This is a genomic window from Rhodothermales bacterium (assembly GCA_041391505.1).
In the GTDB taxonomy this organism is placed as follows: Bacteria; Bacteroidota; Rhodothermia; order Rhodothermales; family JAHQVL01; genus JAWKNW01.
Genome location: JAWKNW010000013.1, coordinates 69,311 through 91,986, shown reverse-complemented (window position 1 = coordinate 91,986; position 22,676 = coordinate 69,311). Strand labels below are relative to the sequence as shown.

The window sequence follows — 22,676 nt, the reverse complement described above, 5'->3', positions numbered from 1 at the left end:
ATACAGCCAGCCTCCATGCATCGGAACGGAGCCCTTCGCCGCCTCATTCTCGCGCTCCTGCTGACGAGCGCGCTGCAGATTGTCCGTGCCCAGGACGCCCAGCCGCTGTCGTCTCCCCTCTTCACGGGCGCCCCGCACGACATCCCCTACCAGGACTACGACCTGGAGCACCTGAGGCTCGCGCTGCGTGTAGAACTGGACGCCGGCCGCATCTATGGCGTCGCCACGTACCGCATCCGCCACGTCGAGGACTCCCTGCCGGCCATCGTGCTGCGCGCCCGGGACATCGAGGTCTTCAGCGTCCGGGCCGGCACACTCGACGGCGAAAAATTCGCTTCGACCTATACATTCGAGGGCGCCGACAGCCTCGTGGTCTCGCTGGATTCCCTTTCGGCGGTGCGCGAGCCCATCGAGGTGCAGGTGACGTACGCCGCCACGCCGGCGAGCGGCATGTATATCCACCGCCCCGCCACGTCGCGCGATGCCGCGCTGGTATGGACCGACGCCGCGCCGGAAAGCCAGCAGTTCTGGCTCCCCCTGCCATTCAGCCCGTCCGACCTCCTGACCTCCGAGGTCCTGATCTCCGTCCCGCCGGACATGGAGGCGTTGTCGAACGGCCAGCTCACGGAGACCATGCCCACCGAGGACGGTCTGGTGCTGTTTCACTACGTGCAGGACCAGCAGCACGCGCCGTATGCGATCGGCCTCGTCGTGGGGCGATTCTTCAAATACGAGCAGTCGGTCCGTCTCTACAACGGCTTTACCGTCCCCTTCGCCCAGTGGGTCCCTGAAGAACGCACGGACGAAGTCGCGCGAACCTTTCAGGAAACCGGGTCGATCCTCAACTTCCTGTCCGCGCGTTTCGGGACCGTCTATCCCTGGCCCCGCTACACACAGGTGCTGGCGAACGACCTGCTGATCGACCAGTTCGACTTCACGGGCTTCACGCTGTTCAACGACCGCTTCCTGCTCGACGAGCGCGCCGCGCTGGACGAGTCGCCCGTGCTCGCGCTGGCCACGGCGCTCGCGCACCAGTGGGTGGGCGCGATGTTGCCGCCCGATTTCTGGTCCGAGTCCTGGATGGCCAGCGGGCTCTCCACCTACATCGGTCTGCTGTACGTTCGGGAGCGGGAAGGCGACGAGGCGTTTTACGCCGGCCTGAGCCGGCTCGCCGACGCCTACTTCGCCGAAGCCGCGCAGTACCGCCGGCCGCTCGTGTGGAACGAATGGCGCCACCCGGTCGATATGCTCGACGCCCATAGCCGGGCCAAGGCCGCCTGGATCTTCCATGCCATCCACCAGCAGCTGGGCGATGACGCGTTCTGGGGACTTCTCGAAGCGTTCCGTCGCGCGCGCGCCTTTACGCCGGTCAACTCCGACCAGCTCAAGCAATCCCTCTCGACCTGGTCGAAAACCTCGTACGACCGCTTCTTCGACCAGTGGGTCTACAGCGCCGGCCACCCCGAGCTGAATGTTTCTTACCGCTACGACGCCGTGGCCGAGTCGCTGTATGTCGATCTGCGCCAGGTCCAGGAAGGGTATCTCGTGCCAGGCGTGTTCGACCTGAACCTCGATTTCGAGATCCACTCGCTCGGGAGTTCGCAGCGATTCAGCTACGCGCTGCGCAAGAACGCGGCGCGCGTCGCGTTTCCGCTGTCGCTGGCACCGCGCTTCGTGCTGGTCGACCCCGACCACCGCTACCTGATGAAAACCCGCGTCGACCAGAACCTGACGGCCTGGGTGGCGCAGCTCCGCTACGCGCCCAACGTCCTCGATCGCCTCGCCGCCGTGGAGGCGCTCGGCGCCTGGAAAAACGATCCGGCACTGGGTATCGGGCTGCAATCGGTAGTGCAGACGCAGCCTCCGGAGACGGTGTATACCGCCGTGGTGTCCCTGCTGACCACGCTGCCGCCTTCCGAGTCGACGGATCGGCTGTTGCTCAATGCCTTTGAGGGTGGTTCGCCCCGGATCCAGCGTATCGTCCTAGAGGGGCTTTCGGGCCGCGACCAGACGGCGGATGTCACGATCATGGCGCTGGAAACCGCCGAGACCGCCATGAGCTACGTTCTCCAGGCATCCGCCGTATCCGTGCTGGCCCGGGTGAAGGCGCCATCCGCCGAAGGCATCGTCCGCTCCGCGCTCATCACGCCTTCCCACCGGGAACGCGTGCGTCTCGCCGGCCTGGGCGCGATACCGATTGTGGGCATCAGCACGCGAGAGGGCGTGCAGCTGGCGACGTCGTACACGGCGGCACACCATCCCACCGAGTTGCGCTTGGGCGCGCTCCGGCTGCTCACGTATTACGCCGGCATGGGCAACAAATCGGCGCTTTCGGCGCTCGACGGACTGACCGAAGATACCTCTCCCCTCGTCCGGCGTGCCGCCATCCTCGCATCCGGCGCGGTCCGGCAGGATACCGACCCGGATGTACCCATCGAAACGCTTCTCTCCCTGCCGTATTTGCGCCAGACGGTGCGGCAATTCGACTGACCCCGAACCATTCACGGTTTCTTTGCACAGAGGGACCGCTCGCCACGGCAATCAAACGGTTCGCCGTTAGGCATCGACGGTTCGGCGGAAAAGGGAAGGAATCAACGGCCGCTATCCATTAGGATTGTACAGGCGATATTCCCTCCCGTGCCCAGGCAAGGGGCATCGCGCCGAGTACGTCTGTTCGATCTGGCGCTGTCTGAACATGCTTTCGGGCAGAACCTATCCTGGATGTGATGCAGGATGCAACGCCGTCCTGGGGGCGCTCTGAACACCCGGGGACGATCCGAACGAATTTTCTGACACTACCTAGCAGATTCAGAAAGCGATGTATATGCTATCCGAAACAACCGTGGACACGCAGAATCCGCTCTCCGAATTGATTAGCGACGAGTTGTACGATATGCTGGCGAGTCACTCTCTCTTGAGCGACAAAGGCATTCGTGATTATCAGATTCGCATGAAATTCCGGATGATGCGCGATAACGACGTGCCGGCCTGTGACGCCATTGAACAACTCCGCAACGAATATCCCTACCTCCAGTTCGATACCGTCCGCAAAATCGTCTACAAGCTCAACGGGAAGAAATAAGCGCTAGCTCGCGGCGCGCTGCATCGCCGCCGCATAAACGGTGAGGGCGCAGGCGACAGACACGTTGAGGGATTCCACCGGACCGAACAGCGGGATCGAAACGAGAGCGTCGCACTGCTCCTTGACGGACGGATGCAAACCCATCCCCTCACTCCCCATGACGATCACGACCGGCTTGAGCCAGTCAAAGCTCCAGATCGTATCCCCTTCCGTCGATTCCGTCCCGACAACCCAGTATCCCCGCTCTTTCATCTGATACAGCGCCTCGGACAGTTTGCCGACGCGCGCGATAGGCAATCGCATGGCCGCGCCGGCACTGGCCTTCATGGCGGCTGCGTTCAGGGGCGCCATGCGCTGGTCGGGGACGATGACGCCCGCCACGCCGGCCGCGAGGGCGCTCCGAAGCATCGCCCCCAGATTGTGCGGATCCTCCACCCGGTCCAGTGCAAGGACGACCGGCCTGCGCTCGGCCACCTCGTCGCGCGTGGGGGCTATGTCCCGCAGCATGTCGTCGAGGTCGCGGTACTCGATGCCGCTGATGAACGCCACGACCCCCTGATGATTGGCGCGTCCGCTCTCCTTGTCCAGCCTGACTTCCGGCGCGTACTGAACGGGCACGCCCTGGCGGGAAGCCGTCGCGCGGATGGCGTCGATTTCGGGTCCGCCGCCGCGCTTGGTCAGCAGGATCTTTTCAATGGAGCGCGGCTGATTGATCAGGGCTTCTTTTACCGGCTTTCTCCCGATCAGAACCGATATCGTTGTCTCGTTCGTCGCCATGGGTGGGTTGTTTGCGCGAATAGCGGATGAGCCCGACGATGCCGAGACCAATGAGGACGATCGCGATCATTTCCGCCTGGGTGAATACAATTCCGAATAATTCGAAGGTGTTGTTCACCCGAATCTGTTCGATGAGATACCGCTCGATCCCGTTCAGCACGAGATAGACGGAAAAGAGCCAGCCGGCGCGGAACGGGTGCTTGCGCACGCTCCACAGGACGGCCGTGATGAGCATACACGCAATGAATTCGTAGATGGGCGTGGGGTACACCGGCTGGGCCGACAGGTTGATGCCCAGGATGTTGTTGCTGTAGGTCTCCGCCCAGAGCCACATCGGCAGCCAGTCCGGCTTCGCGGCGACGTCGCTCGGGATGCCCCAGTCCCCATCGCCGGCCAGGTGGCACCCCAGCCGGCCGATGCCGTAGGCAATCATGAGCCCGGGCGCCAGCGAGTCCGCAAACACGGCGGCATCCAGGCCCTTCTTCCGCACATACGTATACACGACCGCCGCCGCCACGATGAGTCCGCCGTAAAACGTAAAGCCGCCGGAGGAAAACACCATCTGAAACGGCGCGCGCGCGAACTGGTCGAGGTTTTCGAGGATGTGAAAGAGCTTCGCGCCGGCGAACCCCGAGGCCAGCGCGATCATGGTGACGACCCAGACGATGTTGGAGGGCGCCACCTTCTGCATGCCCGAGCGGCCCTTCTTGCCCTTCGCGTCCACCTTCATCATCACGCCGTTCAGCCGGCCCAGGGCATAATAGCGATCCAGCTCCTTGCCGAGGAGCCAGCCGGCCGTCATGGCCCCGATGGCCACCATCGCCCCGAAGGAATAGATCGGAAACGGCAGGTTGATCCCGAACAGTTCCTTGAAGATGTCGCTCAGTCTGGGGTACATGCTTTACCTCGGGTTACGATGCGGTCGTAGCGTTCGAACCTAGATACGTTGCAAGGGCGTCCAACGCAACCGATTCCTGGTTGCCTGTTGCCATATGCTTCACCTGCGCCGCCCCCTGCGCCAGCTCGCTGTCGCCGACGATGACGACGTTTTGCGCGCCGGCCCGGTTCGCGTCGCGCATCTGCGCCTTCATGGAGCGGCCCTGGAGGTCGACGTTGACGCGGAGCCCGGCCTTGCGCAGGGCCAGCGCCGCGCGGAATGCCCACCGGCCGGCCGCCTCGCCGAGTGCAATGAGCACCGCATCCGGCCGAGCCGCGGCCGGGAAGGGATGCTGCAGGGCTTCCAGCGCCAGAAAGAGCCGTTCGATGCCGGCCGCGAAGCCCACAGCCGGCACGCCGTCGTCGTTGCCGATCTCGCGGGCGAGGAGGTCGTAACGTCCCCCGCCGGCGAGCGCGCTCTGCGCGCCGAGGTCGCCGCTTTCCAGCTCGAATGCCGTCCGGGTGTAATAGTCGAGCCCGCGCACCAGGAACGGGTCTTCCACGAACGTCACGCCCACGTCGACCAGGAAGGCCTTTACGGCATCGTAATGGGCCAGGCTGGCCGCATCCACATAATCGATAAGGCGCGGCGCATCCGCGAGGAGCTTGCGTTCGCGCTCGTTTTTTGTGTCGAGAATCCGCATGGGATTCTTTTCGAGCCGGGCGAGGCTGGTCTCTGTCAGCTCCGAGGCGTAGGGTTCGAAATACGCACGGAGCGCCTCCCGGTAGCGCGGCCGGCTCTCCGTATCGCCGAGCGTATTGATGCGCAGCGTCTGGTTGGTGACGCCGAACGCGTCGTATACGGCCATCATCACTGCGATCGTCTCGGCATCCGCCATCGGATGGTCCACGCCGATGACCTCGGCGCCGAACTGATGAAACTGGCGGTAACGCCCCTTCTGCGGGCGTTCCGCGCGGAAGCAGGGGCCGATGTAGAACACCTTCTGGGCGCCGCCCAGCTGGTCCATGTGATGCTGCAGGTAGGCGCGCATGACCGGGGCCGTAACCTCCGGACGAAGCACGTAATGCGTATCCTCGCGCTCGAACGCGAACATCTCTTTCGAGACGATATCCGTCAGCTGCCCGATGCCGCGGGCGATCAGTTCGGTCGGTTCGAGGATCGGCGTGCGGATCTCGGAAAACTGGAAGCGCTCGAACACGTCCCGGATTTGCCGCTCGACATACTGCCACTCGGCCGTACCCTGGGGATGTACGCCCTCGCGCGTGGATCCGGCCGGCAGGATATCGAAGGTGCCGGTGATATTCTTGATGGACGTACTCATCCCAGATTTCGTTCGCTTTCTACAAAGAGGGCAATGATTTCCGCCGTGGATTTCGCGGTCAGGAGCCGCGCCCGGAAGCCGGCCTCGTTCATCAGCCGCGAGACCCGGCTCATGGTCTTGATGTGCTCCGATTTGGCATGCTCCGGACCTACCAGCAGGAAGAGCAGCCGCACTGGTTCGTCGTCAATGGCGTCGTAGGGAACGGGCGAGGCCGTCGTGGCAAACGCGGCCACGATCCCGGACACGGCCGACGTCTTGGCATGCGGAAGCGCGAGGCCCTTGCCTACGCCGGTGGACATGATGGCTTCGCGAGCCAGCACCGCGCGGCGGACGCTCTCGAAATCGAGCACCCGCTCATCGCCCTGCAGCAACGCCATCAAATGGTCGAGCACGTCGCCCTTGGTTTCGCCCGGCAGATGGACGCTCACCGTGTGGGGTGTCAGAAGTTGGGCGATCTCGAACACGTCAACTCAAAACGTTCTACAGGGCAGGACGCGCCGTCTTGGCGTGTGGAAGCGTATCGGCGCGCTTTATTCGGCAAGCAAGAACGACCCATGTGCGGAGTCGTTCCTACGCATCGGGGCCGGACCGACGCGATTTGGATGAAATCTACGTGTCATCCATTCCATCCCTCTCCCTGATACAGCGCCGCGTCGATGTCGCGGAGGCGGTTCAGCACCCACGCCATGTCGTCCGGCAGCGGGGCCTCGAAATCCATCTCTGCTCCGGTCTGCGGGTGCTTGAAGCCCAGCGTTCGGGCATGCAGGCCCTGACGCGGCATCCGTTCGAACAGGTTGCGAAAATAGGCGACGCGTTTGGAGGTCTGGGGGCCGAACCGCACTTCCGTGCCGCCATACGTGGTATCGCCCAGAATGGGGTGTTTGAGATGGAGGGCATGGACCCGAATCTGATGGGTCCGCCCCGTCTCAAGGCGGAAGGCCACGTGCGACGTGTAGCCGAAGGACTCGATGAGGCTGTAGTGGGTCACCGCGCGCTTTCCCTTGTCGTCGGGCACGACGGCCATCCGCCGGCGGTCCCGGCTGTCCCGCCACAGCGCCGTCTCGACCACGCCCTCCCTCGGCGAGGGTTCGCCCCACACCAGTGCCTCGTACGTTCGGCGCGTCGTCCGATCGAAAAACTGCCGCGCGAGTTTCGCATGGGTGACGTCGTCCTTGGCCACGACGAGCAGCCCGGAGGTGTCCTTGTCGAGCCGGTGCACGATGCCGGGGCGCAGGTCGATGCCCTCGGCGCTGCGGGGCTGGGCATTGGACATGGACAGCGGCGCCGGCGTTTCGTCGCCGTCATCCTCATCCTCCGTCTCCTCCAGCGAAATGGGGCCTGCGCCCAGATGATGGAGCAGCGCATTCACGAGGGTCCCGGTGCGATTGCCGTAAGCAGGGTGCACCACCATGCCGGCGCGCTTGTTGACCACCAATAGCCATTCGTCCTCGTAGACCACCTCCAGCGGAATCGCCTCGGGCGCCGCCTCGATCGGCGGGGGCCGCAGCACGATGCACACGATCCGGTCGTTTCCCTGCACGCGGTACGAGGGCTTGGTGGCGACGCGCCCGTTGACGCGGACCCGCTCCTCTTTCAGCGCCTGCTGCACCTTGGCCCGCGTCGCGTTGGCGACGAAGCCGGTGATATACACATCGAGCCGTTCGCCCTCCGCATAGCCGGAGGGCACGTCCAGAACGATTTCGGTTTCCTGTCGCTCCGTTTCCATCATCATCCCAGTATTCAGATTGCGTTCACGATCATCCAATCGGATGCGTGAAAGGTTCAACGGTGAAGGTGCGAGGTTTCAGGCCATCCCCCCACCTTGAAAAGGCATGTGCAAGGGCGGGGTCGTGCTCAGGCCGGCACTTCGGTCTTCAGGCGGTCGACCACGGCCAACGCTTCCTCGCGCGTGTTGTAATACGTGGGCGCAAACCGCAGCAGCCCGTTGCGGAGCGCGATCTGGATTCCCTCGTCCTGCAGCTGATGGAACAGCCTGCCGGCATCCGGGTGCCGCAGGGTCACGATACCGGAAGCCGCTTCGGGGTCGCTGGACCCATAGAGGGCGTGGCCGGCGTCCAGAAAACCATCCCGCAACAGCGCGGCCCGGTCCAGCACCTGCTCGGCGCACCAGTCAACGCCGCACTGTTCGCGAAGCCCCAGCGCCGCGTTCAGCGACACCACCCCCATCATGTTCATGGTGCCCAGCCGATACCGCCGCGCGGTGGGGTGGAACGTCAGTTCGTAGTCGGTCAGCCGGCTCCAGTCGATCGGACCGTGCAGCCAGCCGGCCATCGACTTCAGCCGATCCTGGAGCGCCTCCGTCACATACAAAAAACCGATGCCCTGCGAGGCCATCAGCCATTTGTGCCCGCCGCAGGCCAGGAAATCGATGCCGCAGGAGGCCACATCGAGTCCGAATGCCCCGAGCCCCTGGATGGCGTCGACGCAAAACAGAATGCCTCGCTCGCGGCACAGCGCGCCGAGCGCGCGCAAATCCGCCTTGAATCCCGACAGAAACTGCACCCAGCTCACCGTCAGCAAGCGGGTGCGCTTCGTCAGCATCGCCTCGACATCCTCGAGCGTGAAGACGCCGTCGCGATCCGGAATGTAATCGACCTCCACGCCGCGATCGCGCAGGTTGACGAACGGATAGACGTTGGCCGGAAACTCGCACCCGGGAATCGCGATGCGATCGCCCTGCTGCCAGTCGAGCCCCTGTGCGAGGAGGTTGAGGGCGTAGGAGGTATTCGGCACGAACGCCACCCGGTCTGCCACGGTCCCGATCGCCGCCGCCGCGCGATCGAGCGCACTTGCAATAACGGGCTCCATGTCGAAGAAGTTCTCGACATGCGTCTCGTGGCGCTCGGCGATGTAAGCCTGCAGCGCCTCCACGACGGGGGTGCTCATGGGCGCCACCGCCGCGTGGTTCATGTAGATCCCGTGTCGCGTGTGCGGGAAGTGCTGTCTGAGTTCGTCGATCGTCATACGTCGGGTCACGCCCTGTAAAACTGTTTGCCGGCCATCTGGAAAACGAGGCCCTTGAATTCGAGGCTGAGAAGATACACGAGCGCGGTGGAGGGATCCAATCCGGTGCGCGCGCACAGCGCATCGATATAAACCGGCTCGCCGCCGAGCGCATCGTAGAGCGCCTGCTCGGCCGGGTTCAGATCGGGCAGCGCCGCGGGCGCGGCCTTCTCGCCCATCCGCGCCGGCTCGATCTCCGCCAGCACGTCGTCGACCGTCTGCACCAGCTTCGCGTGGCCGCGCTGGATGAGCTGGTTGCACCCCGCGCCGGCGGTGTTGGTGACCGCGCTGGGCAGGGCGAACACCTCGCGATTTTGCTCCAGCGCGAGGCCGGCCGTGATGAGCGCGCCCCCTTTTTCGTAGGCCTCGACGACGAGGGTGCCGCGCGCCAGCCCGCTCACGATGCGGTTGCGCCGGGGAAAGTGCACCGCGTCCGGCTTCGCCCCCAGCGGGTATTCGGAAAGCAGCGCGCCGGCCCCGATCATGCGGAGCGCCAGCGCATGGTTGCGCGCGGGATAGATCCAGTCGGCCCCGAGCCCAGCACGGCGACGCTGCGGCCGCCGGCCTGCAACGCCGCGGCGTGCGCGATGGTATCGACGCCGTACGCGAGACCGCTCACGATGGTGTACCCCTGTTCGGCGAGTTCGCCGGCGAACCGCTCCGCCATGCGCTTGCCGTACTCCGACGGCTTACGTGTCCCGACGATCGCGATGGCCTGTTCGTCCTCCCGCGTCGTTTCCCCCCGCATCCAGAGAAATACGGGGGGATCGTAGATCGTGCGCAGCGCCTCGGGGTAGCCGGCATCCCATTCGGTGACGAGGCGGGCTTCGACCTGGCCGGCGCGTTGCCACTGGGCCTCGACCGCATCGTAGCCGTCGAACCGGGCGATGGCGTCCGCCGTCACATCCCCGATCCCCTCGAGCGTCGCGAGCCGGGCGCGCGGCGCCTCCAGGGCATCGATGGCCGATCCGAAATGATTCACCAGCCCCCGAATTCGCCCCGGCCCCACGCCGGGCACCAGCGACAACGCAATCAGCGCGCGCTGCTCGTCGAGCGCATCATCGGTGGTGGGGGGCATGGACAGCAGAGTGAGGATGAAACTACGCCTTACTCTTCTCTAGACGATTCCAGAGGTCCATTCGTAACCTGTCGAGCCCTTTTTGTGCAACGGCGCTGATCGGTACGATGTGCAGGTCGTCGGGAAAACCTTCCCGGATCATGGCGATCCACTCGTCGAGATCGTCGACGGGCAGCAGATCGATCTTGCTGAGCGCGACCATGCGCGGCTTGCGGAGGAGATCCGGGTTGAACGCCTCCAGTTCGGCCAGCAGGATGCGGTAGGATGCGGCGGGGTCGTCATCGGTGGAAGGGATGACGAAAAGCAGGATGGCGTTGCGTTCGATATGCTTCAGAAACTGGACGCCGAGGCCTCGCCCTTCGTGCGCCCCCTCGATGATGCCCGGGATGTCGGCGATGACGAACGACTTGTAGTCCTCGACCCGCACGACGCCCAGCGCCGGCTCCAGCGTCGTAAAGGGGTAATCGGCGATTTTCGGACGCGCGGCGGAGAGCGAGGCGACGAGCGTGCTCTTGCCGGCGTTTGGAAACCCCACGAGCCCCACATCAGCCAGGAGCTTGAGCTCCATCACGACGTCCATCTCCTGCCCCGGCTCGCCGGGCTGCGCGTAGCGCGGCGTCTGATGCGTCGAGGACTTGAAGAAGGTATTGCCCTTGCCGCCGCGCCCACCCTGGGCGAGCACGATACGCTGGCCCGGCTCGATGATCTCGGCCATGATCTCGTCGGTCTCCGCGTTGCGCGCGATGGTCCCGATGGGGACGCGCAGGACGATGTCGTCGCCGCTGCGTCCCTGCTTCATGGCGCCGGAGCCCGGCCGGCCGTTATCGGCGAAGTGGTGCCGGTTGTACCGGAGATCGAGCAGGGTGTACAGGTGGGCGTCGCCCTCGAGCAGGACGGAGCCGCCGGCTCCGCCGTCGCCACCATCCGGACCCCCGTTGGGCTCGTACTTGGCGCGGCGGAACGAGACGGCGCCGGCGCCGCCCTTACCGCTGCGGACCGAGATGGTGACGTAATCGACAAATTTCATCGTTCGTATACGGACGATTCCGTATCATGGTGGGCCGGTTCGCATTCGGGACCGGACCTCGTTAAACGTCCAAACGCGAAAACGTTCAACGTCCTTTTGAAGCACGTCATCCTCTACACCGACGGGGCCTGCAGCGGCAACCCGGGCCCCGGCGGATGGGCCGCCATCCTGATCCACGGCGGCCACCGACGCGAACTCTCCGGAGGGGAAAAGCACACCACCAACAACCGGATGGAGCTGATGGGAGCCATCGGGGGCCTCGAAGCGCTCAAGGAGCCCTGCCGCGTCACGATCCACACCGACAGCGCCTACATGCTCCGCGCCTTCACCGAGGGCTGGCTCCAGAAGTGGCAGAAGAACGGCTGGAAAACCGCGAGCAAAAAACCCGTCGAGAACCAGGACCTCTGGCAGCGGCTGCTGGAGCTGGAGAAGAAGCACCAGGTCGAATGGTCCAAGGTAAAGGGCCACGCCGACGACGAATTGAACAACCGGTGCGACGAACTGGCCGTCGCCGCCCGGAAGAACCTGTAGGGCCACAAAAATTTTCAGGCGCCAGGGATGTCTCAGGAGCCTAACCGGATCACCCCCCGCCCCCGCAGCCGCTCCACGAACGCCTCCCGGAAGGCCTCAACCCGCGAGGCGCGGACCGCCACCTCGAGCTCCGTATCGTCGCCATACGTCGATCCGGTCATCGACGCCTCCATCTCCTCGATGAGCCGCATCGCCGGCGATGTCTCGTCGTAGGGAAACCGGATCTTCAGCGTGACCCGGACGATCTCCTCGCGGACCACCGCGTCCGCCATCGCCGCGGCGGCGGCGTCGCCGTAAGCGCGGATGAGCCCGCCCGTCCCCAGCTTGGTGCCGCCGTAGTAGCGGGTGACCACGACCAGCGTATTCGTGACCTCCTTCGCGTCGATCTGCCGGAGGATGGGCGCGCCGGCCGTGCCGGAGGGCTCGCCGTCGTCGCTGGAGCGGAACTGGGCGCCGTCCACCCCGATGCGGTAGGCCCAGCAATGGTGCGTCGCATCGTACTCACGCTTTCGGATGGCGGCGACCTGCACCTCGGCCTCCGCCGGCGTGGACGCCGGCAAGGCCTCCGCGATAAAGCGCGAGCCCTTTACCTTGATCTCGGCCCGCGTCGGGCCGGCGATGATGCGGTACGTGTCGGTCATTATCCCGGTGTCATCCAGGCCTGCGTCATTATTATGATGTCATCCCTCCGCGTTGTCCCCACGCAAGTGGGGATCCGGTCGGGATGACACCCAAATTGCATACTTCATGACGCCGCGGCGGCCTGCTGCTGCACGTACAGCATCTGCGTCGGATACGCGAACTCGATGCCCAGCTCCTCGAAGCGACGCATGATTTCCAGATTCATCGCCTGCTGGATGTCCATGTACACCGCAAAGTCCGGCACGAGCACGAAATAGACGATCTCGAAGTCGAGCGAAAAATCGCCGAACCCCTTGAAGTGCGCGCGGTCGAAGCGGACGTTTTCCTGCGCGAGCACGATCTCCTTGAGCATGTCCGGGATCTGCGCGATGTGTTCGCGCGGGGTCTCGTAGGTGACGCCGATCGTAAACGCGATGCGGCGTTCGTACATCCGCTTGAAGTTGCGGATGCGGCTGGATAACAGGTCGCTATTGGATACGATGATCTGCTCGCCGGAGAGGCTGCGGAGGCGGGTCGTCTTTAATCCCACCTTCTCCACCGACCCGAGATAGTCGCCCACGATCAGAAAATCGCCCACGACGAACGGCTTGTCGAGGATGATCGAGAGCGAGGCAAAGAGATCGCCCAGGATGTTCTGGACGGCGAGGGCGACGGCTATGCCACCGATGCCCAGGCCGGCCACCAGCGCCGTCACATCCACCCCGAAATTATCCAGCGCCAGCAGCACCGCGATGAGCCCCAGCACCAGGCGTCCGAACAGGGCGGCCGCCTGCATCGTGGTCACGGCGGCGGGGTCCTCCTCGAAACGGCGCTTGCGGTAATTATCCAGCCACAGCGTGATCAGGCTGGAGCCCCAGGCCACCATCTGCACGAGGCTCACGAGCAGCACGATACGGCGGAGCGTCGTCTCCGTCGCATCCGGGAGCGTGCCGGCCAGCATCGCCCCCAGCAGCGCGATCGCGATCAGGAAATAGTTCTTCGTCTGGTTGACGATCACGGAAAGGACGTCGTCGACGAGGTTCGTCGTGCGCGCAGCGAGGCGCTCCAGCCGGCCGCCCACCTGTTTGCGCACGAAAAACAGCACGAACGTCAGCACCAGCCACGCGCCGGCGATGAGGGCGATTTCGTAGAGGGGTACGCCAAAAAGTTGATAGTCGGCCAGCAGTTCTTGCAGTCGTTCAAACATCGGGAAATGGGGAATGGGTTAAGGGGGATGGCGGGTCAGAACGCGAGGCGAAGCTGTCTCGGCGTATCCGGATAGACCAGGTTGGCGAGGCCGACGCCGAGCAGCCGTACGGGCTGGGCCGGCGCGACGAGGTCGAGCAGCGCGATCGCGACGCGGCTCACGAGCCCCTCGTCGGCGGTCGCGTCGAACAGGGTGGTGGCGCGGGTAAAGGTTGTAAAATCGCGATAACGCACCTTGATCCGCACGGTGCGCGCCAGGAGGGCGTCGCGCGTCATTTCCTGGCACACGCGGGCCGCGAGCGATTCGAGCATCCGGTGCATCTCCGGGCGGTGGACGAGGTCCTGCGCAAACGTGCGCTCCGCGCTGCGCGACTTGCGCTTGCGGTAGGTGCGGACCTGCCCCTCGTCGATGCCGTTGCTGCGCTCCCACAGACGCCGGCCGTATTTCCCGAACATGCCGTCCACGCGCTCCGGCGTGAGCGCGGCCAGGTCGCCGATGGTGAAAATGCCGTTTTCGTTCAGGTACGATTCCGTCGCCGGCCCCACGCCGGGCAGCTTCGCCACCTTGAGCGGATGCAGGAACGCCAGCAGTTTTTCGGGCGGCACCACGGTGAGGCCGTCCGGCTTTTTATAATCCGACGCCATCTTGGCGACGAACTTGAGCGGCGCCACGCCGGCGGAGGCGGTCAGGTTGAGCTCGTCCCGAATCCGGGCCCGGATCTCCCGGGCGACCGCGGTGGCCGTAGGGTACCCCTCGGGGAGATCGGACACGTCCAGATAACACTCGTCCAGACTCAGCGGCTCGATCAGGGCAGTGTATTCGGTCAAAATCCGGCGCATGTGGGTCGACGCCTCGCGGTAGCGGGCGAAATCGCCGCGCACGAAGACGAGGTCCGGGCACAGCCGCAGGGCGGTGCGCGCCGGCATGGCGGAGTGGATGCCGTACACCCGGGCCTCGTAGCTGGCGGCCGCCACGACGCCGCGGCCGGTCGGACTGCCGCCCACTACCACCGGCTTTCCCCGAAGCGACGGATCGTCGCGCTGCTCCACCGAGGCGAAGAACGCATCCATGTCGATATGAATGATCTTGCGATCCATCGGGGTACATACACGGCCGGCGCGCGGGAGGGTTTCGCCGGGCGTCGCAAGCGGCCCGCGGCATCCCATCGGCGCATTTCCCGCCACAGGGAGCCGGCGCGCCGAGGGTTTCTACGCATGGATTTCACAGCCCCGGCGAGGAACCCGAATCCCTGTGGATAACCTGTTGAAAACCTACCGTTTGAGGGCCAAATACTGTGGGTAACTGGTACAAAAAAGTGTGGGAAAATAGCGCCATGGCGCGTTTGCAAGTGAACCGCTTCGAGGCGTACTCTTAATACCCTTTTTTATCGCACTTCCCAAAACAAGCGACTCGCATGAACGCAAGGGCACAAGCCGTATGGACCGATTGTCTTGCGCAGATTTCGAGTAGAGTGCCCGCCTATAGCTACGAGACCTGGATCCGTCCTATTCGGGCGCTGTCTCTCGACGGTCAAGAAAAGCAAATCCTTAATCTGGAAGTACCGAACGCCTTTCACCAGCGCTGGATCGAAGAGCATTATCGGGATCTCCTGTCAGACAGCATCCGCGGCATCCTCGGCCCGGATGCGCGGGCGGCCTATACGATCGGCGCCTACCGCGCCCAGGACGAGGCGCCCGAACTGCCCGAGGCCCAGCGTACGCCCCCCGCTCCCGAAGTACTGCCCTCCGGCGACGGAATGCCGGTACATGTCCAAGAACCGCAACCGCTTCCGGTCGTCGTGGAAGAAAATGTAGCGCCGCCCCAGTTGAATGAGCATTACACGTTCGATGAGTTCGTGGAATGCGACGGCAACCGTCTTGCGCGCAACGCGGCGCTGGCGATTGCGCACCGCCCGGGTTCGACGAGCTTCAACCCGCTGTTCATCTACGGCAACGTGGGGCTGGGGAAGACGCATCTCGCCCAGGCGATCTGCCATCAGGCGATGCGCGTCCACCCCGACCTGCGCGTGGTGTACGTATCGAGCGACAACTTCACCAACCAGTTTATTTCGGCGATCCGCAACAACCGGAGCCACGAGTTCGCCAACTTTTACCGGGCGCTGGATGTCCTCGTCGTCGACGACATCCAGTTCCTCAGCGGCAAGGAGCGCACCCAGGAGGAGTTCTTTCACCTGTTCAACGTGCTCCACCAGTCGGGCGGCCAGATCGTGCTCTGCGCCGACCGTCCGCCGCGCGACATCCAGGGCATCCACGCGCGTCTCGTGTCGCGCTTCCAGTGGGGCCTCACGGCCGACATCAGCGCGCCAGATTTCGAGACCCGCGCCGCGATCCTGCTCCAGAAGGCGCGCCGCTATAACCTCGACCTGCCGGCAGAGGTCATCGAGACCATCGCCCGGTCGGTGTCGACGAACATCCGGGACCTCGAAGGCATCCTGACGAAGCTCCTGGCGCACAGCCTGCTGCATCAGGAAGAGATCGACGCCCGGCTCGTTTGCGAGGTGCTCGGCGAGCGGGGCACCCCCATGAGCCGCATCACGCTGGAGCGGATCATGGAGGTCGTATCGGAAGAATTCGGCATCCCGCGCGAGCACATCATCGGCAAGTCCCGGAAACGCGAGGTGGTCCTCGCCCGGCAAACGGTGATGTACTTCGCCAAGGCGCTCACGCACCAGTCGCTGAAGTCGATCGGCTCGTATTTCGCCGGCCGCGACCACAGCACGGTCATCCACGCGCTGCGCACGATCGAGGGATACATGGAAACGGATCCCCAGTTCAGCGCACGCGTCGACCGGATCGAGCGCCTGCTGAAAATGAACGGACACTGACCCGGGCGGCGAACCCGGCCCTGGCCGTTCGCGCATATCGGTCGCGCCGAACCCCTGCATAGCGTGTGCGCACGGGTCGCGACCCCATTAACGAAAGCAGTATGCACATTCTTACGATCTGCAGCCACAAGGGAGGCACCGGAAAAACCACGACGGCCGTCAACCTGGCCGCCGCCCTCGGTTTGACCGGCTACCGCACCTTGTTGATCGACCTCGACCCCCAGGGGTTTCTCACGAGTATGCTGGGCCTGCAACAGCGCCCCAGCGCCGGCTCGTGCCTGGAACTGTTCGAACCCGGGGCCAACCTGCGGGACATCCAGCTCACGCGGGTGGGCTCGATCGATGTACTGCCCAGCTCCACCATGATGACGAGCAAGATGCGCCACCTGAACAAGGCGACGGATGTGTTCTTCATCAAGGAAGCCATGGCGCGGACGAACGACTACGAACTCGTCATCTTCGACACGGCCGCCGCGATCACCGTCTACAGCCTCAACGCCCTTGTCGCCTCGAACTACACCCTCATCCCGGTCACGCCGGAGTATCAGCCGGTGATGGGCGCCGAGCAGACGGCGGAAACGATCCGCGTCGTGCGCGACAAGCTCAACCCGGATCTCCACCTCCCCTACTTCGTGCTGACGCAGGTCGACGCCCGCCGGCGCGTGCACGAGAAATACCGCGACTACCTCATCAAGCGCTACCCCGACCAGGTGCTCGACGTGGAGATCCGCACCTGCTCCTCCCTCGCCAACTCCTACAAGGGCGGCGCCACCGTGTTCGACCTCGACCTGAATTCACGCGGCGCCCAGGACTACGCCCGGCTCACCGATACGCTCCTCCCCATCCTCACCGGCCAAAAACCCGACGCCGGCACGCCGGAGGATCCGCACGTGCACGTCATGCAGGAAAACAATCCGCTGCGCCGCAGCGCGTGACGCCCGCGAGAATCCTTCCGACCGGCTCAGCCCTCGATTTCGGTCACCAGCTGGATTTCGCGCAGCACGCCCTGGACACGGAAGCATTCCTCGAACGTCCCTTCGAAAACGGCCGCCTTGCCCTGGGTGTGTACCGTCCAGGCATGGGCCTCGGCCTGGCTGGTCGTGCACCCCGTCGCCTTCACCAGCTGTGTGATCACCTCGTCGAACGTGTGGATGTCGTCGTTGTACAGGATGACGCGCCAGGGCGTGTCGAAACGCTCCTCGACTTCCTCTTCGAGCAGCACCTCCTCGTCCGGCGCCACGTCGGCTCGGGGCTGTTCCATTAGCAGCTCAGAATACATCGAGATCGCTTGCTGGTGATCGGGTCAAGCCGGCAGGGCTTCGACGCTGAGGTGAAAATCTTCCATGACGGCATTGGCCAGCAGTTGCTTGCACGACCGCGTGGCGATGTCTTCGGCCTCCTTTTCGGACGCCGCATCGATCCACAACTCGATGAACTTGCCGATGCGCACGTTTTCGACCTTCGCCTCTCCGAGGTCGTGCAGCGCGCGTTGCGTGGCCTTGCCCTGGGGGTCCAGAATGGATGGACGCAGCGTGATGTTGACAGTCGCCTTATACATGATGTTCAGGGATACTCTTCGTTGTTGAAGGAGGCTTCGGTGGGCGTGTTCATGATGGCCCGCACCACACGCATCGCCGCGTTGGTAAGGCCGGCCAGCAGGTACACCATGATGGAAATCAGGAGGCCGACCTGCTGCAGGAAGATCGTAAGCAGCAGGCCCAGCGCGCAGGCGCCGAACTTGTACGGGTGATTCCGGATGTAGCGCAGCGTCGGCTTGGGCAGCGCGTCGAAGGGAATCGTCGACACCATCAGGCCGGCCAGCGCGGCGACAAACGGGATGAGCAGCGAGATCGAGCTGAAACTGAACTGATCCAGCCAGCGGGCATTCTCGATGTTCAGGATCAGCGCAACGATGGCCGCGGCCTGAATCGGGATCGGAAGACCGCTGAAATACTCCGGCTTGTCGCCCTCGGTATCCACGCTGATGTTAAACCGCGCGAGGCGCACGGCCCCGCACAACGCCGGCAGCGCCGAAACGATCAGGCCGAGCAGTCCAAACCGCTCGAGACCGAACACATAGACCAGAAAAGCCGGCGCGACGCCGAACGACACGATGTCGCTCAGCGAGTCCAATTCGATGCCAAAGATGCTCGTCGCGTTCGTGAGGCGCGCCATCATGCCATCCAGCGCGTCAAAAAAGCCGGCGAAGACGATCAGCCACCCGGCCAGATCAAACCGGCCCTCGTGGATCTGGATGATGGCGCCGAACCCGCACAGCAGGTTCATCAGCGTGAAGAACGACGGCACGGCGACGCGCGGGATCTGCCGGCGAGGCCGCGGGCCCTTGCTGGCCCGGTAGGCGGACAGCCGCTCGCGAAACCGTCGCTGCTTGGCCATGCGCGCGGGCTTGGGTGGACGTTCTTCCGGGCGGGGCATGGCTCAGTCGCGCTCCGCGGCGCGTTCGGCGCCGCCAACGGTAGCCGGCTCGGCGGGCGGCAGAAACCCGATGATGGTTTCGCCGGCCCGGACCATCTGCCCGATCTCGACATCAAACTGCACTTCGGGCGCGACGATCACATCCATCCGGGATCCGAACTTGACGATCCCGAAGCGTTCGCCGGCCGTCACCGTATCCCCCACCCGGATGTGATACACGATGCGCCGCGCGACCGCGCCGGCGATCTGCTTGAACAGCACGCGCGCCCCGCTGGCGTGGCGCACACCCAGCTGCGAGCGTTCGTTGAGTTCGCTCGCCTTCGGATGCCACGCCACCAGATAGTCGCCCGACACATACCGATCGAACTCCACCACCCCGCTCACCGGCGCGCGGTTGACATGCACGTTGAGGGGCGAAAGAAAAATCGAGAGCCGCCGGACCGGACCGTTCAGATACAGGGAATCCGTTTCTTCTACGATCTCGACGACCTTCCCGTCCGCCGGCGCCAGGATCATCCGGTCGGCGTCGGGATGCCGGGGGGGCGTACGCTGCGGGTCCCGAAAGAAATAGAGGGTGAACGCCAGCGCGAGGGCGCCGAACGCAAAAAGGAACAAACGGAGTTTGGATTCCATTTGTAACCCGATCGCCCAGCACACGAGGGCCAGGAGGGCGGCCATGGCTACGATGAAGTATCCTTCTTTTGCTATCAAGGCTTGTAAAACGGGTAGTGATACGACGCAATGCGATCAGGGCAAGATACGGATTCATCGTTTCCGCTGCATCGATTATTGATTAAGAAGACGGAGACGCCATGGCGCGCGTAACCTTCTACACGCTCGGATGCAAGCTCAATTTCGCCGAAACGGGCGCGTTGCAGGACGCCTTCGCCGAACGCGGTTTCGCCCCCGTGGCCTTCGGAGAGCCGGCGGATGTGACCGTCGTCAATACCTGCACCGTCACGGATGAGGCCGACCGCAAGTGCCGGCAGGTAATCCGCCGCGCCCTCCGCGCCAACCCGGAGACGTTCGTCATCGTCACCGGCTGTTATGCCCAGCTCCAGCCCGATACGATCGCCGCCATCCCCGGCGTCGACGCCGTCCTGGGCGCCGGCGAAAAATTCCGGTTGTTCGACGTGCTCTCCTCCTTCGAGAAGGGCGAAACGAGCCAGATCCACGTCTCCTGCATCGACGACATCGAGGTATTCGGCCCCGCCTATAATGCCGGCGAGCGGACGCGCGCCTTCCTCAAGATCCAGGACGGATGCGATTATGCCTGCGCATTCTGCACCATCCCCCTGGCCCGTGGCCGCAGCCGCTCGCAATCCATCGAAGCCACCGTGGAACAGGCCCACGCCATCGCCGGCCGCGGGTTTCGGGAGATCGTGCTGAGCGGCGTCAACATCGGCCTCTTCGGGGCGGATAGCGGCGAGGACCTGCTCGACCTGCTCCGCCGGCTCGACGCGGTCGACGGCATCGCGCGGTACCGCATCTCGTCGATCGAACCCAACCTCCTGACCGACGCGATCATCGACTTCGTCGCCGCGTCGCGCGCGTTTCAGCCGCACTTCCACCTGCCGCTCCAGAGCGGAGACGACGAGGTGCTGGGCAGGATGCGCCGGCGGTACCGGCGCTCGGTCTATACCGAACGCGTCGAACGCATCAAGGCCGCCATGCCGCATGCCGGCATCGGGGCCGACGTGATCGTCGGCTTCCCGGCGGAAACCGACGCGCATTTCGAAACGACGGCCCAGTACCTCACCGACCTCCCCGTTTCCTATCTGCACGTCTTCACCTATTCCGAACGCCCCAACACCGTCGCGGTCGACCGGCTCGAACGGATCGGCGAGACGCCCGTGCCCGTACCCACCCGGACGCGCCGCAACCGCCGCCTCCGGCTTCTTTCCGAGAAGAAACGGCAGGCCTTCTACCGCGAGCACCTCGGCCAGCGGCGCCCGGTGCTCTGGGAGCACGCCCGGCACGGAGGGCTCGTGCACGGCTTCACCGACAACTACATCCGCGTCGAGGCGCCGCACACATCCGGCCGCGACGACCGCATCGAAGACGTCCTCCTCAGCGCCATCGGCGAAAACGGCCACGTCGTCGCCGGCGACCCGGCGTTTATTTCCTTGCTTTGAGGATCGGGATGCGGGAATAAACCCCTGCCCGAGGATGTCCAAGCAGCACATTCCAGGTGTTGAACGCACAGCGATACGGCCGTCATGGCCCCTGCCTTGGTAAACCCGTTGCCTGAACCCCAATCCACGCCAGAGACGCCGGCGTATGCCGATGAGGCGGCGCTGATCGAACGGATCCGCGCCGGCGAGCGCGAGGCGTTTCGAGACATCGTCGATCGCTACAAGGATCGCGTGGCCTCGGTGGTGATCGGCATGATCGGCCCCGGCGACGAGGCCGAAGACATCGGCCAGGAGACGTTTATCCGGTTTTACCGGTCGATCGCTTCGTTTCGCGGCGACGCATCGATCGCCACCTACCTGCATCGGATCGCGGTCAACTTGTCGCTGAATGCGCTGAAACGCCGGCAACGCGCCCGGCAGCGGCTGGCTCCGGCCGAGCCCGACGAACTGGCGAGCCTGTCGGCAACGGATCAGACCGACCGCACCGTCCTCGCGATTGAAAAACGACGTTTTATCCAGGGCGCCATCGAACAGCTGCCGCCGGCGTTTCGCTCCGTGATCGTACTGCGGCTCATCGAGGGCTTTTCAACCCGGGAAACGGCCGACGTCCTCGACGTCCCGCTGGGCACGGTGCTCTCCCGGCTTTCCCGGGCGCAGTCCCGGCTACGCGAGTTGCTCAACCCTTACCTCCACGACGATGAACGAGCTTGACCACGCATTACTCCTGCGTTCGCTCGACGAAGAGCTGACGCCCGAAGAACAGGCCCGGCTCGCGACCCTGCTCCAGGACTCGCCGGCGGCGCGCACCGAGCACGAAACCTATACCCGTATGCGATACGCCATCCGCGATGCCGGCCAGACGACGTTCTCCACCGGTTTTACCGATGCCGTCATGGCGCGCATCGAGGCGCTGCCGGCGCCGGGGCTCCGCCTGGTTCGCCCCACCATCAGCTACCCGCTGCTGGCGATGGCGGCATCGCTGCTGATCCTGCTGCTCTTCGGCGCCCTCTGGTGGACGACGCCGCGCACCGTCGAGGCCGTGCCCGGCGAACGGCTCACCGCCACCCTGCCCGATGGCTCGACCGTCGAACTCAACAGCGGGTCCACCCTGCGGTACCGACCCTTTTTCGCCCGAACCGCGCGGCTCGTCACCCTCGACGGCGAGGCGTTTTTCCAGGTCGTATCGGACGGATCGCCCTTTATCGTCCAGACGCACAACGCCCGCGTGCAGGTGCTGGGAACGCGCTTCAACGTGTCGACCCGGCCCGGGCTTGCCGCCCCTGAAACGCGCGTCGCAGTAGAGGAAGGGCGCGTGCGCGTCGATGCCCTGCGCGCATCCAGCGCCGGCGTCGAACTCACGGCCTCCCAGGAGACCGTGGTCGTCGCGGACACCACCCCGCCCCGCCCGCCGGCATCGACCGCGCTCGATGTCACGCTGGCCTGGCGTCACGGCGGCCTCGCCTTTCAGGGGTTGCCGCTCCGGCTGGCCGCCGACGAACTTGGGCGGCGTTATGGCCGTCATATACGCATCACCCCGTACCTGGACGACGTGAGCATCGGCTACATGCAGCCGGCCGCGCCCTCCCTCGAATCGGTGCTGACCGATATCTGCGCCTCCGTCAACCTGGCCTACCGGCGCACAGCCAACGGCTACGAAATCTACCGCCCCTGATAGCAACGGGCCCATCCCCACT

23 protein-coding genes and 1 pseudogene are annotated in these 22,676 nt (G+C 64.6%); 8 read left to right on the top strand and 16 right to left on the bottom strand.

The window, feature by feature from the left end; translation table 11 throughout:
- Window positions 1-15: 15 nt before the first annotated feature.
- On the top strand, window positions 16-2,490 hold the full coding sequence (locus R2834_13790; GenBank protein ID MEZ4701403.1) for a M1 family aminopeptidase: 2,475 nt from the start codon (window positions 16-18) through the stop codon (window positions 2,488-2,490).
- A 352-nt stretch (window positions 2,491-2,842) separates the two neighbouring features.
- Window positions 2,843-3,082 (top strand): hypothetical protein, encoded by a 240-nt coding sequence (locus R2834_13785; protein ID MEZ4701402.1) that lies wholly within the window; start codon window positions 2,843-2,845, stop codon window positions 3,080-3,082.
- A 3-nt stretch (window positions 3,083-3,085) separates the two neighbouring features.
- Here the strand turns inward: R2834_13785 and rlmB are convergent, their stop codons facing one another.
- The 9 genes and pseudogenes from rlmB to obgE form a co-directional block, all read right to left on the bottom strand.
- Window positions 3,086-3,859 carry a 23S rRNA (guanosine(2251)-2'-O)-methyltransferase RlmB gene (rlmB, locus tag R2834_13780; GenBank protein ID MEZ4701401.1) on the bottom strand — a complete coding sequence of 258 codons (774 nt, stop codon included), beginning with the start codon at window positions 3,857-3,859 and terminating at the stop codon, window positions 3,086-3,088.
- A complete protein-coding gene (locus R2834_13775; GenBank protein MEZ4701400.1) occupies window positions 3,774-4,757 on the bottom strand; it encodes a prolipoprotein diacylglyceryl transferase in 984 nt (327 codons plus the stop codon). Before R2834_13775 ends, rlmB begins: the two co-directional genes overlap by 86 nt.
- 13 nt (window positions 4,758-4,770) lie before the next feature.
- Entirely contained in the window at window positions 4,771-6,078 is a 1,308-nt protein-coding gene (hisS, locus tag R2834_13770; GenBank protein MEZ4701399.1) for a histidine--tRNA ligase, read from the bottom strand.
- Window positions 6,075-6,542, bottom strand: coding sequence for a PTS sugar transporter subunit IIA (locus tag R2834_13765; GenBank protein ID MEZ4701398.1), 468 nt, complete (start codon window positions 6,540-6,542; stop codon window positions 6,075-6,077). The genes hisS and R2834_13765 overlap by 4 nt, the downstream gene beginning before the upstream one ends.
- A 152-nt stretch (window positions 6,543-6,694) precedes the next feature.
- Window positions 6,695-7,810 (bottom strand): RluA family pseudouridine synthase, encoded by a 1,116-nt coding sequence (locus R2834_13760; protein ID MEZ4701397.1) that lies wholly within the window; start codon window positions 7,808-7,810, stop codon window positions 6,695-6,697.
- A 122-nt stretch (window positions 7,811-7,932) separates the two neighbouring features.
- Window positions 7,933-9,063, bottom strand: a complete 1,131-nt coding sequence (locus tag R2834_13755) for an aminotransferase class V-fold PLP-dependent enzyme (GenBank protein ID MEZ4701396.1) — start codon at window positions 9,061-9,063, stop codon at window positions 7,933-7,935.
- 8 nt (window positions 9,064-9,071) lie between these two features.
- The gene (locus tag R2834_13750) at window positions 9,072-9,281 is read right to left on the bottom strand and encodes a hypothetical protein (GenBank protein MEZ4701395.1); all 210 of its coding nucleotides are present in this window, start codon (window positions 9,279-9,281) and stop codon (window positions 9,072-9,074) included.
- A 99-nt stretch (window positions 9,282-9,380) separates the two neighbouring features.
- Window positions 9,381-10,180 (bottom strand): annotated as a pseudogene (gene dprA, locus R2834_13745) (DNA-processing protein DprA).
- 22 nt (window positions 10,181-10,202) lie between these two features.
- Complete coding sequence (gene obgE / locus R2834_13740; GenBank protein ID MEZ4701394.1) at window positions 10,203-11,207, bottom strand: GTPase ObgE; 1,005 nt, start codon at window positions 11,205-11,207, stop codon at window positions 10,203-10,205.
- A gap of 96 nt (window positions 11,208-11,303) precedes the next feature.
- Between obgE and rnhA the strand changes: the two genes are divergently transcribed.
- Entirely contained in the window at window positions 11,304-11,738 is a 435-nt protein-coding gene (gene rnhA, locus R2834_13735) for a ribonuclease HI (protein MEZ4701393.1), read from the top strand.
- 32 nt (window positions 11,739-11,770) lie between these two features.
- On the opposite strand, the gene R2834_13730 is transcribed toward rnhA, so the two are convergent.
- The 3 genes from R2834_13730 to dinB all read right to left on the bottom strand — a co-directional run bounded on the left by R2834_13730 (window position 11,771) and on the right by dinB (window position 14,663).
- A complete protein-coding gene (locus R2834_13730) occupies window positions 11,771-12,379 on the bottom strand; it encodes a YigZ family protein (GenBank protein ID MEZ4701392.1) in 609 nt (202 codons plus the stop codon).
- A 104-nt stretch (window positions 12,380-12,483) separates the two neighbouring features.
- On the bottom strand, window positions 12,484-13,566 hold the full coding sequence (locus tag R2834_13725) for a mechanosensitive ion channel family protein (GenBank protein ID MEZ4701391.1): 1,083 nt from the start codon (window positions 13,564-13,566) through the stop codon (window positions 12,484-12,486).
- A gap of 35 nt (window positions 13,567-13,601) precedes the next feature.
- The gene (dinB, locus tag R2834_13720) at window positions 13,602-14,663 is read right to left on the bottom strand and encodes a DNA polymerase IV (protein ID MEZ4701390.1); all 1,062 of its coding nucleotides are present in this window, start codon (window positions 14,661-14,663) and stop codon (window positions 13,602-13,604) included.
- 317 nt (window positions 14,664-14,980) lie between these two features.
- Here dinB and dnaA point away from each other — a divergent pair, with 317 nt between their 5' ends.
- Window positions 14,981-16,411, top strand: a complete 1,431-nt coding sequence (gene dnaA / locus R2834_13715) for a chromosomal replication initiator protein DnaA (GenBank protein ID MEZ4701389.1) — start codon at window positions 14,981-14,983, stop codon at window positions 16,409-16,411.
- A gap of 101 nt (window positions 16,412-16,512) precedes the next feature.
- A complete protein-coding gene (locus tag R2834_13710; protein MEZ4701388.1) occupies window positions 16,513-17,346 on the top strand; it encodes a ParA family protein in 834 nt (277 codons plus the stop codon).
- A 26-nt stretch (window positions 17,347-17,372) separates the two neighbouring features.
- Here the strand turns inward: R2834_13710 and R2834_13705 are convergent, their stop codons facing one another.
- From R2834_13705 to R2834_13690, 4 genes are read right to left on the bottom strand one after another with little or no spacing between them, the layout of a single operon-like run.
- The gene (locus R2834_13705) at window positions 17,373-17,672 is read right to left on the bottom strand and encodes an ATP-dependent Clp protease adaptor ClpS (protein ID MEZ4701387.1); all 300 of its coding nucleotides are present in this window, start codon (window positions 17,670-17,672) and stop codon (window positions 17,373-17,375) included.
- A gap of 42 nt (window positions 17,673-17,714) precedes the next feature.
- The gene (gene purS, locus R2834_13700) at window positions 17,715-17,969 is read right to left on the bottom strand and encodes a phosphoribosylformylglycinamidine synthase subunit PurS (GenBank protein ID MEZ4701386.1); all 255 of its coding nucleotides are present in this window, start codon (window positions 17,967-17,969) and stop codon (window positions 17,715-17,717) included.
- Window positions 17,970-17,974: 5 nt separating this feature from the next.
- The gene (gene pssA, locus R2834_13695; protein MEZ4701385.1) at window positions 17,975-18,808 is read right to left on the bottom strand and encodes a CDP-diacylglycerol--serine O-phosphatidyltransferase; all 834 of its coding nucleotides are present in this window, start codon (window positions 18,806-18,808) and stop codon (window positions 17,975-17,977) included.
- 42 nt (window positions 18,809-18,850) lie between these two features.
- Window positions 18,851-19,558 carry a phosphatidylserine decarboxylase family protein gene (locus R2834_13690; protein MEZ4701384.1) on the bottom strand — a complete coding sequence of 236 codons (708 nt, stop codon included), beginning with the start codon at window positions 19,556-19,558 and terminating at the stop codon, window positions 18,851-18,853.
- A gap of 101 nt (window positions 19,559-19,659) precedes the next feature.
- Between R2834_13690 and mtaB the strand changes: the two genes are divergently transcribed.
- The 3 genes from mtaB (at window position 19,660) to R2834_13675 (ending at window position 22,654) form a co-directional block, all read left to right on the top strand.
- Entirely contained in the window at window positions 19,660-20,982 is a 1,323-nt protein-coding gene (mtaB, locus tag R2834_13685; protein MEZ4701383.1) for a tRNA (N(6)-L-threonylcarbamoyladenosine(37)-C(2))-methylthiotransferase MtaB, read from the top strand.
- Between the two features lie 108 nt (window positions 20,983-21,090).
- Window positions 21,091-21,693, top strand: a complete 603-nt coding sequence (locus tag R2834_13680; protein MEZ4701382.1) for a sigma-70 family RNA polymerase sigma factor — start codon at window positions 21,091-21,093, stop codon at window positions 21,691-21,693.
- Window positions 21,680-22,654, top strand: a complete 975-nt coding sequence (locus R2834_13675) for a FecR domain-containing protein (GenBank protein ID MEZ4701381.1) — start codon at window positions 21,680-21,682, stop codon at window positions 22,652-22,654. The genes R2834_13680 and R2834_13675 overlap by 14 nt, the downstream gene beginning before the upstream one ends.
- The last annotated feature ends 22 nt before the right edge of the window (window positions 22,655-22,676 follow it).

Coding starts and splice junctions, on each gene's coding strand:
- R2834_13790 (MEZ4701403.1), top strand. CDS start 16: ATGCATCGGAACGGAGCCCTTCGCCGCCTCATTCTCGCGCTCCTGCTG.
- rlmB (MEZ4701401.1), bottom strand. CDS start 3,859: ATGGCGACGAACGAGACAACGATATCGGTTCTGATCGGGAGAAAGCCG.
- R2834_13775 (MEZ4701400.1), bottom strand. CDS start 4,757: ATGTACCCCAGACTGAGCGACATCTTCAAGGAACTGTTCGGGATCAAC.
- hisS (MEZ4701399.1), bottom strand. CDS start 6,078: ATGAGTACGTCCATCAAGAATATCACCGGCACCTTCGATATCCTGCCG.
- R2834_13760 (MEZ4701397.1), bottom strand. CDS start 7,810: ATGATGATGGAAACGGAGCGACAGGAAACCGAAATCGTTCTGGACGTG.
- R2834_13755 (MEZ4701396.1), bottom strand. CDS start 9,063: ATGACGATCGACGAACTCAGACAGCACTTCCCGCACACGCGACACGGG.
- R2834_13750 (MEZ4701395.1), bottom strand. CDS start 9,281: ATGGGCGAGAAGGCCGCGCCCGCGGCGCTGCCCGATCTGAACCCGGCC.
- obgE (MEZ4701394.1), bottom strand. CDS start 11,207: ATGAAATTTGTCGATTACGTCACCATCTCGGTCCGCAGCGGTAAGGGC.
- R2834_13730 (MEZ4701392.1), bottom strand. CDS start 12,379: ATGACCGACACGTACCGCATCATCGCCGGCCCGACGCGGGCCGAGATC.
- R2834_13725 (MEZ4701391.1), bottom strand. CDS start 13,566: ATGTTTGAACGACTGCAAGAACTGCTGGCCGACTATCAACTTTTTGGC.
- dinB (MEZ4701390.1), bottom strand. CDS start 14,663: ATGGATCGCAAGATCATTCATATCGACATGGATGCGTTCTTCGCCTCG.
- dnaA (MEZ4701389.1), top strand. CDS start 14,981: ATGAACGCAAGGGCACAAGCCGTATGGACCGATTGTCTTGCGCAGATT.
- R2834_13710 (MEZ4701388.1), top strand. CDS start 16,513: ATGCACATTCTTACGATCTGCAGCCACAAGGGAGGCACCGGAAAAACC.
- R2834_13705 (MEZ4701387.1), bottom strand. CDS start 17,672: ATGGAACAGCCCCGAGCCGACGTGGCGCCGGACGAGGAGGTGCTGCTC.
- purS (MEZ4701386.1), bottom strand. CDS start 17,969: ATGTATAAGGCGACTGTCAACATCACGCTGCGTCCATCCATTCTGGAC.
- pssA (MEZ4701385.1), bottom strand. CDS start 18,808: ATGGCCAAGCAGCGACGGTTTCGCGAGCGGCTGTCCGCCTACCGGGCC.
- mtaB (MEZ4701383.1), top strand. CDS start 19,660: ATGGCGCGCGTAACCTTCTACACGCTCGGATGCAAGCTCAATTTCGCC.
- R2834_13675 (MEZ4701381.1), top strand. CDS start 21,680: ATGAACGAGCTTGACCACGCATTACTCCTGCGTTCGCTCGACGAAGAG.